This window comes from Pseudomonas sp. 3HC3, from assembly GCF_044904505.1.
Lineage (GTDB): Bacteria > Pseudomonadota > Gammaproteobacteria > Pseudomonadales > Pseudomonadaceae > Aquipseudomonas > Aquipseudomonas putida_Y.
Genome location: NZ_JADDRH010000014.1, coordinates 119,739 through 135,540, shown reverse-complemented (window position 1 = coordinate 135,540; position 15,802 = coordinate 119,739). Strand labels below are relative to the sequence as shown.

Genomic DNA, 15,802 nt, shown 5'->3' with positions numbered 1-15,802 from the left:
AGGGCCGGGCCTGCTGGCCAATGCCCCTGGCCGTTCACCGTTGCCGCCGCTACCGTATTCGCGGGTAAACCCGCTCCTACATCAATGCGCAGACCGTCGTAGGAGCGGGTTCACCCGCGAAAGGGCCAGCAGCCCTCACACAGCAACCAGCGCTTTCAACGCCCCATCCAGGTCCTCGACCAGATCGCGGTAATCCTCGATACCTACCGACAACCGCAGCAGGTTCTCGCTGATCCCCATCACCCCTTTCTGCTCCGGGCTCAGCGAGCAGTGCGACATGCTCCAGGAATGGTTGATCATGCTCTCCACCCCGCCCAGCGAGTCAGCCAGCACAAAAATCTGCAGTGCCTCTACCAGGCGGTTGAGCGCGGCGCGCTCGCCCTTGACCTTCATCGCCACCACTGCCCCGCCACTGCGCATCTGGCGTTTGCACAGTTCATGCTGTGGGTGGCTTTCCAGCCCTGGGTAATACACCTGCTCGACCTGCGCGTGGCCTTCCAGGAAGCGCGCCACCTTCAGGGCATTGGCGCACTGGCGCTCCATGCGCACATCCAGGGTCTTCAGGCCGCGCAAGGCCAGGTAGCAGTCGAACGGCCCCTGCACCGCACCAATCGCCATGCTGATACGGCGCAGGCGGGCCAGCAGCGCGTCGTTGGCTGCCACCACCACACCGCCGGTGAGGTCCGAGTGGCCACCGATGTACTTGCTGGCCGAGTGCATCACCAAGTCCACGCCCAAGGTGATCGGGCGCTGGTTCCACGGTGAGCAGAACGTGTTGTCGATGCAGGTAAGAATACCCCGCGCCCTGGCCAGGTCGCACACCGCCTTGATGTCGACCAGGTGCAGCAACGGGTTGGTCGGCGATTCGATCCAGATCAGCTGGGTTTCCGGCTTGATCGCAGCCGCTACGGCTTCAAGGTCGTTGAGATCGACATAGGTGGTGGTCAACCCCGAGGTGCGGCTGCGGTAATCTTCCATGATGCGGAATGTGCCACCGTACACGCCGTTCATCACCACCACGTGGGCATCCTTGGGCAGCAGCTCAAGCACGGTTGCGGTGGCATTCACTCCCGAGGCGCAGGCCACAGCGCCCACGCCTTCTTCCAGGGCAGCGACACAGGTTTCATAGGCATGCCGGGTGGGGTTGCCGACGCGGCTATAGGAATATTCCGGCTTGTCATCCAGGCTGCGCTTGGTGAACGAACTGGCGGTGACGATGGCCGGGAAAATGGCGTTATCGGCAACGCTGAACTGCTCGCCGGCGTGAATGGTACGGGTGGCGAAATTGCGCGGCTTGTCGGACATGGTCAGGCCCATTGGCAGAATGAAAGCTGCAACTATCGCACAACCCAAATCGTCTGGCCTTGGGGTAATCTGTGAAATATTTTTCTGCACGGCCAGCGCACGATATGGACAGTTTCGACCAGCACATTCTTACCCTGCTACAGCGTGATGCCTCGATCTCGCTGAAGGACCTGGCCGAGGCCGTCAACCTGTCCACCACACCGTGCTGGAAGCGGGTCAAGCGCCTGGAGGAAGACGGCTATATCCTCGGCCGTGTCGCCCTGCTGGACCCCGAACGGCTGGGGTTGGGGCTTACCGTGTTCGTCCAGCTCAAGACCCAGCGCCACGACAGCGCCTGGCTGGAGCAGTTTGCCGCGACCGTGACCGGGTTCGAGGAAGTGATGGAGTGCTACCGCATGTCCGGGGACTGGGACTACATGCTGCGGGTGGTGGTGGGCGATATCGCCGCGTATGACCGGTTCTACAAAAAGCTGATTACCCGTACCGATGGGCTATCGAACATCACCTCCAGTTTTGCCATGGAGCAGATGAAGTACACCACGGCTTACCCGGTGCATCGCGCCTGACCGGTGCTGGATGCTTCGCGGACAAACCCGCAGGATCACCTCAACCTCAAGCGCTGTGGGGTCCCGTAGGAGCGGGTTCACCCGCGAAGAGGTCAGCACAGGCACCCCATCAATCCGAGGCCAACACCGCCGCAATGCGGTTCCCCGCCTTGGCTTTCTCAACCTTGATCGCCACAAATTTCGAGGTCGGGGTGTAGGTGCCCTCGCCATAACTTTCCAGCGGTACCAACGGGTTGGTTTCCGGGTAATACGCCGCCGCCTGTCCCTCGGGCACGTCATACGCCACCAGGCGGAAGCCCGACACCCGCCGCTCCACGCCATCCTCCCACAGCGACACCAGGTCCACCTGCTCGCCCGGCTCGAAGCCCAGGCGACGGATGTCCGCCTCATTGACGAACACCACTTCACGCAGGCCGAACACCCCACGGTAGCGATCGTCCAGGCCATACAGGGTGGTGTTGTACTGGTCATGCGAGCGCAGGGTCTGCAGGATCAGGTCGGGTTTGTCACCCCGGGCCAGTACTTTGGCGTTGACCAGCTCCTCGGGCAGCGCGTGGGGCATGAACCGGGCCTTGCCCGTGGCCGTTCGGAAGTTGCGATCGGCGGCGGTGTTACCCAGGTGGAAACCGCCCGGCTGCTGCAAGCGCTCATTGAAGCTGGCGAAACCAGGGATAACGTCTGCGATCATCTGACGAATACGGCTGTAGTCGGCCACCGCAAACTCCCAGTCTATCGGCTGGTTGCCCAGCGTAGCCTTGGCCATGCCGGCGATGATCCAGGGTTCCGAGCGCATATGCGGCGAGCGCGGGCGCAACTGGCCGTTGGAGATGTGCACCATGCTGAAGGTGTCCTCCACAGTCACACCTTGCGGCCCTTCGGCCTGCAGGTCGATTTCGGTACGGCCCAGGCACGGCAGGATCAGCGCATCGCGGCCGGTGACCAGGTGCGAGCGGTTGAGCTTGGTGGAAATCTGCACGGTCAACGCGCAGTTCTGCAGCGCCGCGTGGGTGCGCGCGGTGTCCGGGGTGGCTTGGGCAAAGTTGCCGCCCAGGCCGATGAAGACCTTGGCCCGTCCCTCTTCCATGGCTTTGATCGCCAACACCGCGTTGTGCCCATGGGTACGCGGCACACTGAACTGGAAGCGTTGTTCGATGGCATCGAGTAGCGCCACCGACGGCTTCTCGTCAATGCCCATGGTACGGTCACCCTGCACGTTGCTGTGGCCACGCACCGGTGACAGGCCTGCGCCGGGTTTGCCGACGTTACCGCGTAGCAGCTGCAGGTTGACGATTTCCTGCACGGTCGGCACCGAATGGCGATGCTGGGTGACGCCCATGGCCCAGCACATGATGACCCGCTCGGCCTTGCGGTACATACGTGCGGCCAGCTCGATCTCGGCCAGGGTCAAGCCCGACTGTTTGACGATGTGCTCCCAGGACGTGGCGTCCACCGCCGCCAGGTAATCGTCGACTCCGCTGGTGTGCTCGGCGATGAAGGCATGGTCGAACACCGCCGGCTCGCCCTTGGCCTGCGCCTCGCGCTCCCATTGCAACAAGTACTTGGCAATACCGCGCATTGCCGCCATGTCTCCACCCAAGGCCGGGCGGAAGTAGGCGCTGGAGGTCGGCTCGGAGCCGTTGCTGAGCATTTCGAACGGGTGCTGCGGGTGCTGAAAGCGCTCGAGGCCTCGCTCTTTCAGCGGGTTGAAGCAGACTACCTGGGCACCACGCTTGACCGCTTCCCGCAGGGGTTCGAGCATGCGCGGGTGGTTGGTGCCGGGGTTCTGGCCGATGACGAAGATCGCGTCAGCCAGCTCCAGGTCGTGGAACACCACGGTGCCCTTGCCCACCCCTAGGGTTTCCGACATGCCCGCGCCGCTGGCTTCGTGGCACATGTTCGAGCAATCAGGGAAGTTGTTGGTACCGTAAGCGCGCACGAACAGCTGGTAGAGGAACGCCGCCTCGTTGCTGGCCCGGCCCGAGGTGTAGAACTCGGCCTCATCTGGCGACTCAAGCGCACGCAGGTGCCTGGCGACCAGCTCGAAGGCCTCCTGCCAGGTGGTTTCGACATAGTGGTCGGTGGCGGCGTCGTAACGCATCGGGTGGGTGAGGCGGCCCTGGTATTCCAGCCAGTAGTCAGTCTGTTCCTTCAGCGCGCTGACGCTGTACCTGGCGAAAAATGCCGGGTCCACCGAACGGCCAGTGGCTTCCCAGTTGACCGCCTTGGCGCCGTTTTCGCAGAACTTGACCATGTCGCTTTCCGGCGACTCACCCCAGGCACAGCCGGGGCAGTCGAAGCCGCCGTTCTGGTTGGTCTTGAGCATGGCCCGCAGGTTCTTGAAGGCGTTGTCGCTGCCCAACCAGCTCTTGGTGACGCTTTTCAGCGCCCCCCAGCCGGCGGCGGCGCCCTTGTAGTCCCTGATGTGTTCGTCCTGGCTCATGCGATGAATCCTCACGCTTCGATGCTTTTTTCCAGCCTATGGAGCGTGGGGAGGGGGCGTCCAATCGAAAGATCTTACGGCGTGATAAGCGGTTTCGATCACGGGCCGCCAGATGCCATACCAAACGATAGAGGCCATCGATCAACCGGTCAGGCAAAGCAATTTGACGGCCCTGCGGCCAGGTTATAGCTTGGAGTCATGTCCCAACCCATTCGAGTGCGAACGTGGAACAGAACAGCCGGGCCCTGATCGACGGCTTCAACCGGAAAATCGACTACCTGCGGATGTCGGTCACCGACCGCTGTGACTTCCGTTGCGTGTACTGCATGGCTGAAGACATGCAGTTTCTGCCGCGCCAGCAAATCCTCAGCCTCGAAGAACTGTTCCAGGTGGCCGAACGCTTCGTCGCTCTGGGCACCCGCAAGATCCGCCTGACGGGTGGCGAGCCACTGGTACGCCAGGGCATCGTCGACCTGTGCGGGCGCATCGCCGCCCTGCCCGGCCTGCGCGAGCTGTGCCTGACCAGCAACGGCTCGCAACTCGGGCGCCTGGCTCAGCCACTGTTCGACGCCGGGGTGACACGCCTGAACATCAGCCTGGATAGCCTGGATGCCGACCGTTTCAAGCAGTTGACCCGCACCGGCGACCTTGCCCAGGTAATCGCCGGTATCGACGCCGCACGTCAGGCCGGTTTCAAACGCACCAAGCTCAACTGCGTGGTACTCAAAGGCCGTAACGACCATGAACTGGTCGATCTGGTGCGCTTTGCCATCGAACGCGAACTGGACATCACCTTCATCGAGGAAATGCCGCTAGGCGTGATAAGCGAGCATGAACGTGGTGAATCGTTCTGCTCCAGCGATGAAGTACGTGCACGCCTGGCCGAGCAGTTCACGCTGATCGAATCGACCGAATCGTCCATGGGGCCGGCCCGCTACTGGCGCCTGGCCGAAGCCGCGAACACCCGGGTCGGCTTCATTTCACCGCACAGCCACAACTTCTGCGCCACCTGCAACCGCGTGCGCCTTACCGTCGAAGGCCGCCTGCTGCTGTGCCTGGGCAACGAACACTCGGTAGACCTCAAGCACGTGCTGCGCGCCCACCCTGGCAACCCCGAACGCCTGGAAAAGGCCATTCGCGACTCGCTGCACCTCAAGCCCTATCGCCATCATTTCGAAGTCGGTGGCGATGTGCAGATCCTGCGCTTCATGAACATGACCGGCGGCTGAGCAGCCGTCTCAGGACTTCCATGATCGTCCCGCCCTCCCCCGATGTGCTGCGCGTGCTGTTCACCCTCAAGGGGTCGATCGTCAAACGCATTGCCCTGCGCTGCCTGATGGTGACACTGCTGGCCGCACTGATCGTGCTGGTCGAGCGGCATTTCCCGGCGTATTTCTACCCGGTCAGCGCCACGCCATTCACCTTGCTGGGCCTGTCGCTGTCGATCTTCATGAGCTTTCGCAACAACGCGTGCTACGACCGTTGGTGGGAGGGGCGCAAGGCCTGGGGCAAACTGATTATCGAAACTCGCTCGTTCGTGCGGGAAAGCGTGGTGATTGCCGACGAAACACTGCGCAACGAACTGCTGCGAAACCTTTGTGGCTTCGCTCATGCACTCAATGCCCGGCTGCGTGACGAGGACGAACGGGCAGCTGCCAGACCGTGGCTGGCCCAGGCCGATGCGATCAGCCCGCACAATGTGTGCGACGGCATCCTGCGTGAAATCGGTGGACACTGTTCACGGTTGGCCGCGCAGCAACAGATCAGCGAATGGCGCTACAACCTGCTGGAGCAACGCCTGGTGGGCCTGACCGAAGTGCAGGCCACCTGCGAGCGGATCAAGGGCACGCCTTTGCCGTTCCCCTACACGCTGCTGCTGCACCGTACCATCTACATTTTCTGCCTGCTGCTGCCGTTTGCTCTGGCCGAGCCGCTGGGCTGGCTGGCACCGCTGTTCACCACCATCGTGGGGTACACGTTCTTCGGGCTGGATGCGATCGGCAACGAGCTGGAAGACCCGTTCGGGCGCGATGAGAACGACCTGCCGACCGATGCCATGGTGCGCACGGTGGAGCGCGATGTGCTGGCCGGATTGGGGGAACAGCAACTGCCTCCCGCCTTGTTGCCGGTGGGGTATGTGTTGAGCTGACAGTGGGTGGTTGCCTGTTCTGGCCTCTTCGCGGGTAAACCCGCTCCTACGAGGGACAGCACAGGGCCCGCCCCCGGTAACCCTCAGCCTCGGCTTGCGCAGGCCTCGATCGGCAACAGGTGTTTGACGAAGTTGCATGGCCGGTGCCGTGCATCCAGCTGCTCTGCCAGAATCCCTTCCCAGGCGGTGCGGCAGGCCCCGGTCGAGCCCGGCAGGCAGCACACCAACGTGCGGTTGGACAAACCGGCCAACGCCCGACTCTGCACGGTCGAGCTGCCAATATCGAGAATCGACAATGCCCGGAACAACTCGCCAAACCCATCGATACGCTTGTCCAGCAGGCACTCGACCGCTTCGGGTGTGCTGTCGCGCCCGGTAAAGCCGGTACCGCCGGTGATCAGCACCACCTGCACCTGTTCGTCGGCGATCCAGCTGGCCACCTGAGCGCGAATCTTGTACAGGTCGTCCTTGAGCAGCGCTCGCGCCACCAACCGGTGCCCCATCTCGACCGAGCGGTTGGCCAGCAGCTCGCCAGAAGTATCGTTGTCGTAGGTACGGGTATCGCTGACAGTCAGCACGGCGATGTTCAGCGGCACGAAGACCGCATCAAGTTGGACGCGCACGGTGAAGCTCCTTGAAGGGCATTTTCACCACGCTAGAGGCATAGCCCCGGGTGCGTCCAATCGATATGACGTACCGGCCGATCAATGACATCTATCGCAGACGTGGGTTATGGTCTGCACAATCAGACGCCAGGCACTTCCATGGACATCAAGCAGCTCAAGTTCCTCATCGCACTCGACCAGACCCGCCACTTCGGCCAAGCGGCGGCGCTGTGCCATATCACCCAGCCGACGCTGTCCATGCGCCTGCGCAACCTGGAAGACGAACTGGACCTGGTGCTGGTCAAGCGGGGCCAGCGCTTCGAAGGCTTTACCGAGGCCGGCGAGCGCATCCTGGCCTGGGCCCGCACCCTGCTCGCCGCCCACGACGGCCTGCAGGCCGAGGCTGCCAGCTGCCGTGGTCAGGTGGTCGGCAGCCTGCGACTGGGCACGGTGCCGCTGGCCAGCTTCAATCCCATGCACCTGCTGCTGCCCCTGCGCGAGAAATACCCCGAACTGCACTTTCAGCTCAGCTCGCTGAGTTCGGAACAGGTCCTCGACGGCCTCAGCCGCAACCAGCTCGACCTGGGTATCTGCTACCTGGACCAGGTCAATACCAGCTTCTTCGAAGTGATCGAACTCGGCACCACCACCATGGGCCTGCTGCACGACACGCGGCACTTCCAGTTCGCCAGCGACCAGCTGCGCTGGGACGAGCTCGGCGATATTCCGCTGGGGCTGCTGAGCAAAGGCATGCACTACCGCCAGTCGCTGGACCTGAGCTTCCGTAGCCGTGGTCTTGAACCCAATGCGGTGCTTGAGAGCGACTCGAGCTTCCAGCTTATCCAGGCCATCAACACCGGCATATGTTGCGCGATCATGCCACTGGACTGTGGCCTGGAAGACCTCAGCGAGCACCTGCGAATCCTGCCGGTGGCCGACGCCGCCATCCTTAGCCCGGTCGGGCTGCTGCTGCGCCGCAGCGAGCCGCGCTCGGCGATTGCCGAGCAATGCTTTGCCGAGGCGCGTGAGCTGTTTCAGGCCACCTGATTGGCGGTAGCCTGGCGGTACTGGCGCGGCGTGAAGCCGGTCAGTTGCTTGAACTGGCGGCTGAAGGCGCTGTGATCGGTGTAGCCGCAACGCATCGCCACTTCAGTGATCGGTAGCTCCGAATGCAGCAGGCGGTGGGCATGTTCCAGGCGCGCCTTGTGGATCATCTGCCGGGGCGTGAGGTGGAATACCCGCTTGCAGTAGCGCTCCAACTGAGCCACGGAGATACCAGCGATGCGGGTCAGCTCGCCCATGCTGATCGGCTGGTGAAAATGCTGGCGAATGTGCTCGTCCACCGCCGCCAGGCGCTGATAGGCAGGGTGGCTGTCGGCGGCTGACTGCAAGTCGACCGAGATGCCGACCAGGCCGATGATTTCGCAGGCAGGGTTGTACAGCGGGCGCTTGTGGGTCAGGCACCAGCCGGGCTCACGGCTGCCGTAGAGGTGCAGCTCCAACTGGTCCTCCAGCACCAGGCCTTCCTTGAGAACACGTCGATCCTGCTCGGTATAACCGGGGCCAAACTGTGCCGGAAACACCTCGGCGCTGGTCTTGCCCAGCAGCGGTTGCAGGCGCTTGAGGCCACAGCGCTGGACCAGTGTGTTGTTGGCCAACGCATAGCGGGCAGCAGAATCCTTGATGAAGATCGCGGCGTTGGGGATGGCGTCGAGCATCGGCAGCAACAGTGATACGCCGGCGAGCAGGGCCTCGAGGGTGGCGGGGCGGTGCTGGTCCAGGGACTGGTAGAGGGTTGCGGCGTCGGTCATCTGTCGGTTCTCTGCTGGCTGGGCCGGCCTCTTCGCGGGTGAACCCGCTCCTACAGGCCCCCCACAGATTTCGAATTCTGCGCCGTACCTGTAGGAGCGGGTTCACCCGCGAAAGGGCCGACACCAGTACTGCATCTCTCAAACCCTTATCCGGTATGGCTTTGAGCCTATCCCCCCGCTTTGCGCCTTACCACTTTTTTTCTGCAACTGTGCCGATTTCGTCATCCCCTCTGCAGAAAACCATCAAGAACCGCCGCCCTGATCGGTCCACTCTATAACCCACGCAAGCCGCCCAAGTCCTACAAGAGCGCGGCCCCAAAAGCCGCATCTCGTGACATCAGACCTGCCTATCCAATAACCAACAAAAAGGCGAACCCATGTCAGGCAAATTCAAAAAACAGTTATCACTGCTGGACCTCACCTTCATCGGCCTAGGCGCCATCTTCGGCTCCGGTTGGCTGTTTGCCGCCAGCCATGTCTCGGCCATCGCCGGCCCGGCCGGCATCCTCTCCTGGTTCCTGGGCGGGTTCGCCGTACTGTTGCTGGGCATCGTCTACTGCGAGCTGGGCGCCGCCTTGCCCCGCGCCGGTGGCGTGGTGCGCTACCCGGTGTACTCGCACGGCCCGCTGTTGGGCTACCTGATGGGCTTCATCACCCTGATCGCCTTTTCCAGCCTGATCGCCATCGAAGTAGTCGCCTCACGCCAATACGCCGCCGCCTGGTTTCCCGGGCTCACCAAGGCCGGCTCCAGCGACCCGACCGTGCTCGGCTGGCTGGTGCAGTTCGCCTTGCTGGGGCTGTTCTTCTTCCTCAACTACCGCAGCGTGAAAACCTTCGCCAAGGCCAACAACCTGGTCAGCGTGTTCAAGTTCATCGTGCCACTGCTGGTGATCGGCGTGCTGTTCACCTTCTTCAAACCGGAAAACTTCGAGGTCCAGGGCTTTGCCCCGTTCGGTCTGTCCGGGGTGGAAATGGCGGTATCCGCCGGTGGCATCATCTTCGCCTACCTGGGCCTGACGCCGATCATTTCGGTGGCCAGCGAGGTGAAGAACCCACAACGCACCATCCCCATTGCACTGATCTTGTCGGTACTGCTGTCCACCGCCATCTACGCGCTGCTGCAACTGGCTTTCCTTGGCAGCGTGCCGACCGAAATGCTGGCCAACGGCTGGGCCAGCGTAACCAAGGAGCTGGCACTGCCCTACCGTGACATCGCCCTGGCCCTGGGTGTGGGCTGGCTCGCCTACCTGGTGGTGGCCGACGCAGTGATCTCGCCAAGCGGCTGCGGCAACATCTACATGAACGCGACCCCACGCGTGATCTACGGCTGGGCGCAGACCGGCACCTTCTTCAAGTACTTCACCCGCATCGATGCAGAATCCGGCATCCCGCGCCCGGCCCTGTGGCTGACGTTTGGCTTGTCGGTATTCTGGACCCTCCCGTTCCCATCGTGGGAAGCGCTGATCAACGTGGTGTCCGCCGCCCTGGTGCTGAGCTACGCCGTGGCCCCGGTCAGCGTCGCCGCCCTGCGCCGCAATGCACCACACATGCCGCGCCCGTTCCGGGTCAAGGGCATGGCTGTGCTCGGCCCGCTGTCGTTCATCATCGCCGCACTGATCGTGTACTGGTCGGGCTGGAACACCGTGTCGTGGCTGCTGGCCCTGCAGATCGTGATGTTCGTGCTGTACCTGCTGTGCAGCCGTTTCGTACCCACCCAGCACCTGTCGCTGGCCCAGCAAGTTCGCTCGTCGGCATGGCTGATCGGGTTCTACGCAGTGACCATCCTGCTGTCGTGGCTGGGCAGCTTCGGCGGCCTGGGCGTCATCGGCCACCCATTCGACACCGTGGTCGTGGCGGCCTGCGCACTGGGCATCTACTACTGGGGCGCCGCCACGGGTGTGCCTGCCCACCTGGTGCGCCTGGAAGACGAGGACGAAAGCGAAGCCTGCGCTGAAACCTACACCGGCCGCCCTGCTGCCGTCGCTTCCTGATCTTTTACGCAAAGGACTAGCCCATGAAACAGATTCACGTCATCGACTCCCACACGGGTGGCGAACCAACCCGCCTGGTGATGAAGGGCTTTCCGCAACTGCGGGGCCGAAGCATGGCCGAACAGCGTGACGAACTGCGCGAACTGCACGACCGGTGGCGCCGCGCCTGCCTGCTGGAGCCACGCGGCAACGATGTGCTGGTTGGCGCACTGTACTGCCCGCCAGTGTCGGCCGACGCCACCTGCGGGGTGATCTTCTTCAACAACGCTGGCTACCTGAACATGTGCGGCCACGGCACCATCGGCCTGGTCGCCTCGCTACAGCACCTGGGCCTGATCACACCGGGTGTGCACAAGATCGATACCCCGGTCGGCCAGGTGAGCGCCACCTTGCATGAAGATGGCGCCATCACCGTCGCCAACGTGCCCTCCTACCGCTACCGCCAGCATGTGGCGGTGGACGTGCCCGGCCATGGCGTGGTGCGCGGCGACATTGCCTGGGGCGGCAACTGGTTTTTCCTTGTATCCGAACACGGCCAGAGGATCGAGCTGGATAACCGCGAAGCGCTGACCGAGTACACCTGGGCCATGCTCAAGGCCCTGGAAGCCCAAGGCGTCACCGGCGAGAACGGCGCGCCCATCGACCACGTCGAACTGTTCGCCGACGACCCGCACGCCGACAGCCGCAACTTCGTGATGTGCCCCGGCAAGGCCTACGACCGCTCCCCATGCGGCACAGGCACCAGCGCCAAGCTGGCCTGCCTGGCCGCCGACGGCAAGCTTGCCGAAGGCCAGACCTGGGTGCAGGCCAGCATCACCGGCAGCCAGTTCCATGGCCGCTACACGCGCGACGGCGAACGCATTCGCCCGTTCATCACCGGCCGCGCCTGCATGACCGCCGACAGCACCCTGCTGATCGACGAACAGGACCCTTTCGCCTGGGGTATCTGACCCCGGTCTTTTCCCGACTGAACATTGCCAGGAGTGACAACAATGAATGACAACATCTTCACCGGCACCATGCCCGCCCTGATGACCCCGTGCACCGCCGAGCGCAAACCGGACTTCGACGCCCTGGTGCGCAAGGGCCGCGAGCTGATCGAGGCCGGCATGAGCGCGGTGGTGTACTGCGGCTCGATGGGTGACTGGCCGCTGCTGACCGAGGCCGAGCGCCAGGAAGGCGTGGCGCGCCTGGTGGCGGCCGGCATCCCGACCATCGTCGGCACGGGGGCGGTGAACACCCGTGAGGCGGTTTCGCATGCTGCACACGCCGCCGAGGTTGGCGCCGCCGGCCTGATGGTCATCCCCCGCGTGCTCAGCCGCGGTGCTTCGCTGATCGCCCAGAAGCACCACTTCTCGGCCATCCTCGCTGCCGCGCCGAAACTGCCGGCGGTGATCTACAACAGCCCTTACTACGGCTTTGCCACCCGCGCCGACCTGTTCTTCGAACTGCGCAGCGAGTTCCCCAACCTGATCGGCTTCAAGGAGTTCGGCGGTGGTGCCGACCTGCGCTACGCCGCCGAACACATCACCTCCAAGGATAACGATGTCACCCTGATGGTCGGCGTCGACACCCAGGTGGTGCATGGCTTCGTCAACTGCAACGCCACCGGCGCCATCACCGGCATCGGCAATGCGCTGCCGCGCGAAGTGCTGCAACTGGTGAGCCTGAGCAAACAGGCCGCCAAAGGCGACGCCCGTGCCCGCCGCCTGGCGCGCGAGCTGGAAGCGGCGCTGGCGGTGCTGTCGTCGTTCGATGAAGGCTGCGACCTGGTGTTGTATTACAAGCACTTGATGGTGCTGAACGGCGACACCGAGTACAGCCTGCACTTCAACGCGACCGACGCACTGACCGACGCTCAGCGCAACTATGCCGAACAGCAGTACGCGCTGTTCCGCAGCTGGTACGCCAGCTGGTCGGCTGAGCAGAACATCGCCTGAGCAGCCACTGCTCTCCCTGTGGGAGCGGGCGTGCCCGCGAATCAGGCGACCCGGTGCATGGCACCGGCTTTGCCGGTGTTCGCGGGTGAACCCGCTCCTACAGGGGTCGTAATCCCCCCCCATGCATCTGCATTAGATTTCCAAGGAGGCTCCATGACCCTCACAGGCAACCTGCTGATCGGCCAGAGGCCGGCAACCGGCAGCCGCGAAGCCATCCGTGCCATCGACCCAAGTACCGGTCAGACGTTGGAGCCGACCTATCTCGGCGGCACAGGCGAACACGTGGCCCAGGCCTGCGCCCTGGCCTGGGCGGCATTCGACGCCTACCGCGAAACATCGCTCGAACAACGAGCAGAGTTCCTTGAAGCCATCGCCACACAGATCGAGGCCATCGGCGATGCCCTGATCGACCGCGCCGTGGCCGAAACCGGCCTGCCCAAGGCGCGCATTCAGGGCGAGCGTGGTCGTACCTGCACCCAGCTACGCACCTTTGCCCGGGTAGTGCGGGCCGGCGAATGGCTGGACGTGCGGGTCGACAGCGCTTTGCCTCAGCGCCAGCCCCTCCCCCGCGCTGATCTGCGCCAGCGCCAGGTGGCCCTGGGGCCAGTCGCCGTGTTTGGCGCCAGCAATTTCCCGCTGGCCTTCTCGGTGGCCGGTGGTGACACCGCGTCGGCACTGGCCGCTGGCTGCCCAGTGGTGGTCAAGGCCCACAGTGCCCACCCCGGCACCAGCGAGCTGGTCGGCCAGGCGGTGGCGCAAGCGGTGAAGCAGTGCGGCTTACCGGAGGGTGTGTTCTCGCTGCTTTATGGCTCGGGCCGCGAAGTGGGCATTGCCCTGGTCAGCGACCCACGTATCAAGGCCGTTGGTTTCACCGGTTCGCGCAGCGGTGGCATGGCGCTGTGCCAGGCCGCCCAGGCGCGCCCGGAGCCTATCCCGGTGTATGCCGAAATGAGTTCGATCAACCCGGTGTTTCTGTTCGACGCCGCCCTGCAAGCCCGTGCCGAAGCACTGGCACAAGGTTTCGTCGCCTCGCTGACCCAGGGCGCCGGCCAGTTCTGCACCAACCCTGGCCTGGTAATCGCCCGGCAGGGACCGGCATTGCAGCGGTTCATCACTGCAGCCGCCGGGTACGTGCAGCAAGCCGCCGCCCAAACCATGCTCACCCCCGGCATTTTCAGTGCCTACCAGGCCGGTATCGCAGCCCTGGCAGACAACCCCTGTGCCCAAACCATCGCCAGTGGCCAAACCGATCAGGGCCCCAACCAGTGCCAGGCACAGTTGTTCGTGACCCAGGCCGAAGCGTTTCTCGCCGACCCGGCGTTGCAGGCTGAGGTGTTCGGTGCAGCGTCGCTGGTCGTTGCCTGCAGCGACGTTGAGCAGGTCCGCCAGGTAGCGGAACACCTGGAAGGTCAGCTGACCGCCACCCTGCAACTGGACGAGGCCGACATCGACAGCGCTCGCGCCCTGCTACCCACCCTTGAGCGTAAGGCCGGGCGCATTCTGGTCAATGGCTGGCCGACCGGCGTCGAGGTGTGCGATGCGATGGTGCATGGCGGGCCGTTCCCGGCCACCTCCGATGCCCGAACTACCTCGGTGGGCACGGCAGCGATCCTGCGGTTCCTGCGCCCGGTGTGCTACCAGGACTTTCCTGATGCCCTGCTGCCGCAGGCGTTGCAGCGCGGCAACCCGCTGCAGTTGCGGCGCCTGCTTGATGGTAAACGGGAAGACTGAGCATGGTCGAAGCCGCTGAAACCGATATCGCCGTGGTGGGTGCCGGCATTGTCGGCGTCGCCTGCGCCTTGCAACTGGCCCGTCAGGGGCGCCGGGTAACGCTGGTCGACCGCCAGGCGCCCGGCCTCGGCGCATCCTTCGGCAATGCCGGGCACCTGGCAACCGAGCAAGTGTTCCCGATTGCCGACCTGGCGATCCTCAAGCGCCTGCCTCGCATGCTGCTCGACCCGATGGGCCCGCTGCGCCTGGACTGGAAATACCTGCCCAAGGCCATGCCGTGGTTCACGCGGCTGCTGCTCAACCTGCGCCAGGCGCCGTTCCAGCGCAGCGTGGCTGGCATCCGCACGTTGAACGAAGGCAGCCTGGGCGCCTGGCACCGGTTGTTGGGCTCAATCGGGCGCAGCGAATTGTTTCAAGAGGATGGTTCGTTGCTGGTGTTCGAGAAGCCTGAGTCACGCCAGGCGCTTGAGGCGTTGCGCACACGCATGCAACAGCAGGCGGTGCCGGTGGACTTCTGGTCCGCCGAAACCATGCGCGAAGCGGCGCCGCAACTCAGCCCGTCACTGTTAGGCGGCCTGTTCTTCCCGTGCACCGGGCACTTCATCGACCCTTATCGGGTGGTGTGCGAATTGTTCGAAGCGGCCAAGGCCAGCGGGGTGCGCTTTGTCCAGGCGCAGGTCGATGGTGGGCAGTTGCACAGTGCCGGCGTGAGCCTTGCCAGCGACCAAGGCATGCTCAATGCACGCCAGGTGCTTGTCAGCTGTGGTGCGCACTCTGCGAAACTGACCGCCGCGCTGACAGGCAAGCGGGTGCCGCTGGATACAGAACGCGGCTACCACCTGATGTTGCCAGGTGAGCACCAACGCCTGCCGTTTGCGGTCACCTCGCTTGAGCGCAAGTTCATCATGACGCCCATGGCCGATGGCTTGCGCCTGGCTGGCACTGTGGAGTTTGCCGGGCTGCAGGCACCGCCGAGCATGCAACGGGCTTGGCAATTGCACCGGTTGAGCAAGGGGTTGTTCCGACACGACTTGAGCGTCGAAGGGGCAACGCCGTGGATGGGTTTCAGGCCTTCGTTGCCGGACTCGCTGCCCGTGATCGACAGGGTGTGCGATGGGCGGGTGCTGTTGGCGTTTGGGCATCAGCACCTGGGGTTGACCCAGGCGGCGGTGACGGCGGAATGGGTGGGGCGGTTGGCTGAGCAGGCTGGTGGGCCTGAGATGGGTGCATACCGACTGGATCGGTTTTAGCCTTTACCGGCCTC

Annotated in this window: 13 protein-coding genes; 9 read left to right on the top strand and 4 right to left on the bottom strand. The window is 63.9% G+C overall.

Annotated elements, in window-relative coordinates; all coding sequences use genetic code 11:
• Positions 1 to 135: 135 nt before the first annotated feature.
• Positions 136 to 1,317: a PLP-dependent aspartate aminotransferase family protein gene (locus INQ47_RS18475; protein WP_252459665.1), complete on the bottom strand. Its 1,182-nt coding sequence runs from the start codon at positions 1,315 to 1,317 to the stop codon at positions 136 to 138.
• Between the two features lie 92 nt (positions 1,318 to 1,409).
• On the opposite strand from INQ47_RS18475, the gene INQ47_RS18470 reads away from it, so the two are divergent.
• Positions 1,410 to 1,871, top strand: coding sequence for an Lrp/AsnC family transcriptional regulator (locus tag INQ47_RS18470; RefSeq protein WP_003254691.1), 462 nt, complete (start codon positions 1,410 to 1,412; stop codon positions 1,869 to 1,871).
• A gap of 109 nt (positions 1,872 to 1,980) precedes the next feature.
• Here the strand turns inward: INQ47_RS18470 and INQ47_RS18465 are convergent, their stop codons facing one another.
• Positions 1,981 to 4,311 carry an FdhF/YdeP family oxidoreductase gene (locus tag INQ47_RS18465; protein WP_404702285.1) on the bottom strand — a complete coding sequence of 777 codons (2,331 nt, stop codon included), beginning with the start codon at positions 4,309 to 4,311 and terminating at the stop codon, positions 1,981 to 1,983.
• Positions 4,312 to 4,535: 224 nt separating this feature from the next.
• On the opposite strand from INQ47_RS18465, the gene moaA reads away from it, so the two are divergent.
• Both moaA and INQ47_RS18455 read left to right on the top strand, forming a co-directional pair.
• Positions 4,536 to 5,540 (top strand): GTP 3',8-cyclase MoaA, encoded by a 1,005-nt coding sequence (moaA, locus tag INQ47_RS18460; RefSeq protein ID WP_176685823.1) that lies wholly within the window; start codon positions 4,536 to 4,538, stop codon positions 5,538 to 5,540.
• A 20-nt stretch (positions 5,541 to 5,560) separates the two neighbouring features.
• Positions 5,561 to 6,460, top strand: coding sequence for a bestrophin family protein (locus INQ47_RS18455; RefSeq protein ID WP_404702284.1), 900 nt, complete (start codon positions 5,561 to 5,563; stop codon positions 6,458 to 6,460).
• Between the two features lie 83 nt (positions 6,461 to 6,543).
• Here the strand turns inward: INQ47_RS18455 and moaB are convergent, their stop codons facing one another.
• The gene (moaB, locus tag INQ47_RS18450; RefSeq protein WP_404702283.1) at positions 6,544 to 7,083 is read right to left on the bottom strand and encodes a molybdenum cofactor biosynthesis protein B; all 540 of its coding nucleotides are present in this window, start codon (positions 7,081 to 7,083) and stop codon (positions 6,544 to 6,546) included.
• A 141-nt stretch (positions 7,084 to 7,224) separates the two neighbouring features.
• On the opposite strand from moaB, the gene INQ47_RS18445 reads away from it, so the two are divergent.
• The gene (locus INQ47_RS18445; protein ID WP_252459666.1) at positions 7,225 to 8,112 is read left to right on the top strand and encodes a LysR family transcriptional regulator; all 888 of its coding nucleotides are present in this window, start codon (positions 7,225 to 7,227) and stop codon (positions 8,110 to 8,112) included.
• Here the strand turns inward: INQ47_RS18445 and INQ47_RS18440 are convergent.
• Positions 8,100 to 8,876, bottom strand: a complete 777-nt coding sequence (locus INQ47_RS18440) for a helix-turn-helix domain-containing protein (protein ID WP_404702282.1) — start codon at positions 8,874 to 8,876, stop codon at positions 8,100 to 8,102. The two genes, INQ47_RS18445 and INQ47_RS18440, sit on opposite strands and share 13 nt — an antisense overlap.
• A gap of 377 nt (positions 8,877 to 9,253) precedes the next feature.
• On the opposite strand from INQ47_RS18440, the gene INQ47_RS18435 reads away from it, so the two are divergent.
• From INQ47_RS18435 to INQ47_RS18415, 5 genes are all read left to right on the top strand, one after another.
• The gene (locus tag INQ47_RS18435; protein WP_404702281.1) at positions 9,254 to 10,867 is read left to right on the top strand and encodes an APC family permease; all 1,614 of its coding nucleotides are present in this window, start codon (positions 9,254 to 9,256) and stop codon (positions 10,865 to 10,867) included.
• Between the two features lie 23 nt (positions 10,868 to 10,890).
• The gene (locus tag INQ47_RS18430; protein WP_404702280.1) at positions 10,891 to 11,817 is read left to right on the top strand and encodes a 4-hydroxyproline epimerase; all 927 of its coding nucleotides are present in this window, start codon (positions 10,891 to 10,893) and stop codon (positions 11,815 to 11,817) included.
• A gap of 42 nt (positions 11,818 to 11,859) precedes the next feature.
• Positions 11,860 to 12,807: a dihydrodipicolinate synthase family protein gene (locus INQ47_RS18425; RefSeq protein ID WP_404702279.1), complete on the top strand. Its 948-nt coding sequence runs from the start codon at positions 11,860 to 11,862 to the stop codon at positions 12,805 to 12,807.
• Between the two features lie 153 nt (positions 12,808 to 12,960).
• On the top strand, positions 12,961 to 14,538 hold the full coding sequence (locus INQ47_RS18420) for an aldehyde dehydrogenase (NADP(+)) (protein WP_404702278.1): 1,578 nt from the start codon (positions 12,961 to 12,963) through the stop codon (positions 14,536 to 14,538).
• A gap of 2 nt (positions 14,539 to 14,540) precedes the next feature.
• On the top strand, positions 14,541 to 15,788 hold the full coding sequence (locus INQ47_RS18415; protein WP_404702277.1) for an FAD-dependent oxidoreductase: 1,248 nt from the start codon (positions 14,541 to 14,543) through the stop codon (positions 15,786 to 15,788).
• Positions 15,789 to 15,802: the final 14 nt, after the last annotated feature.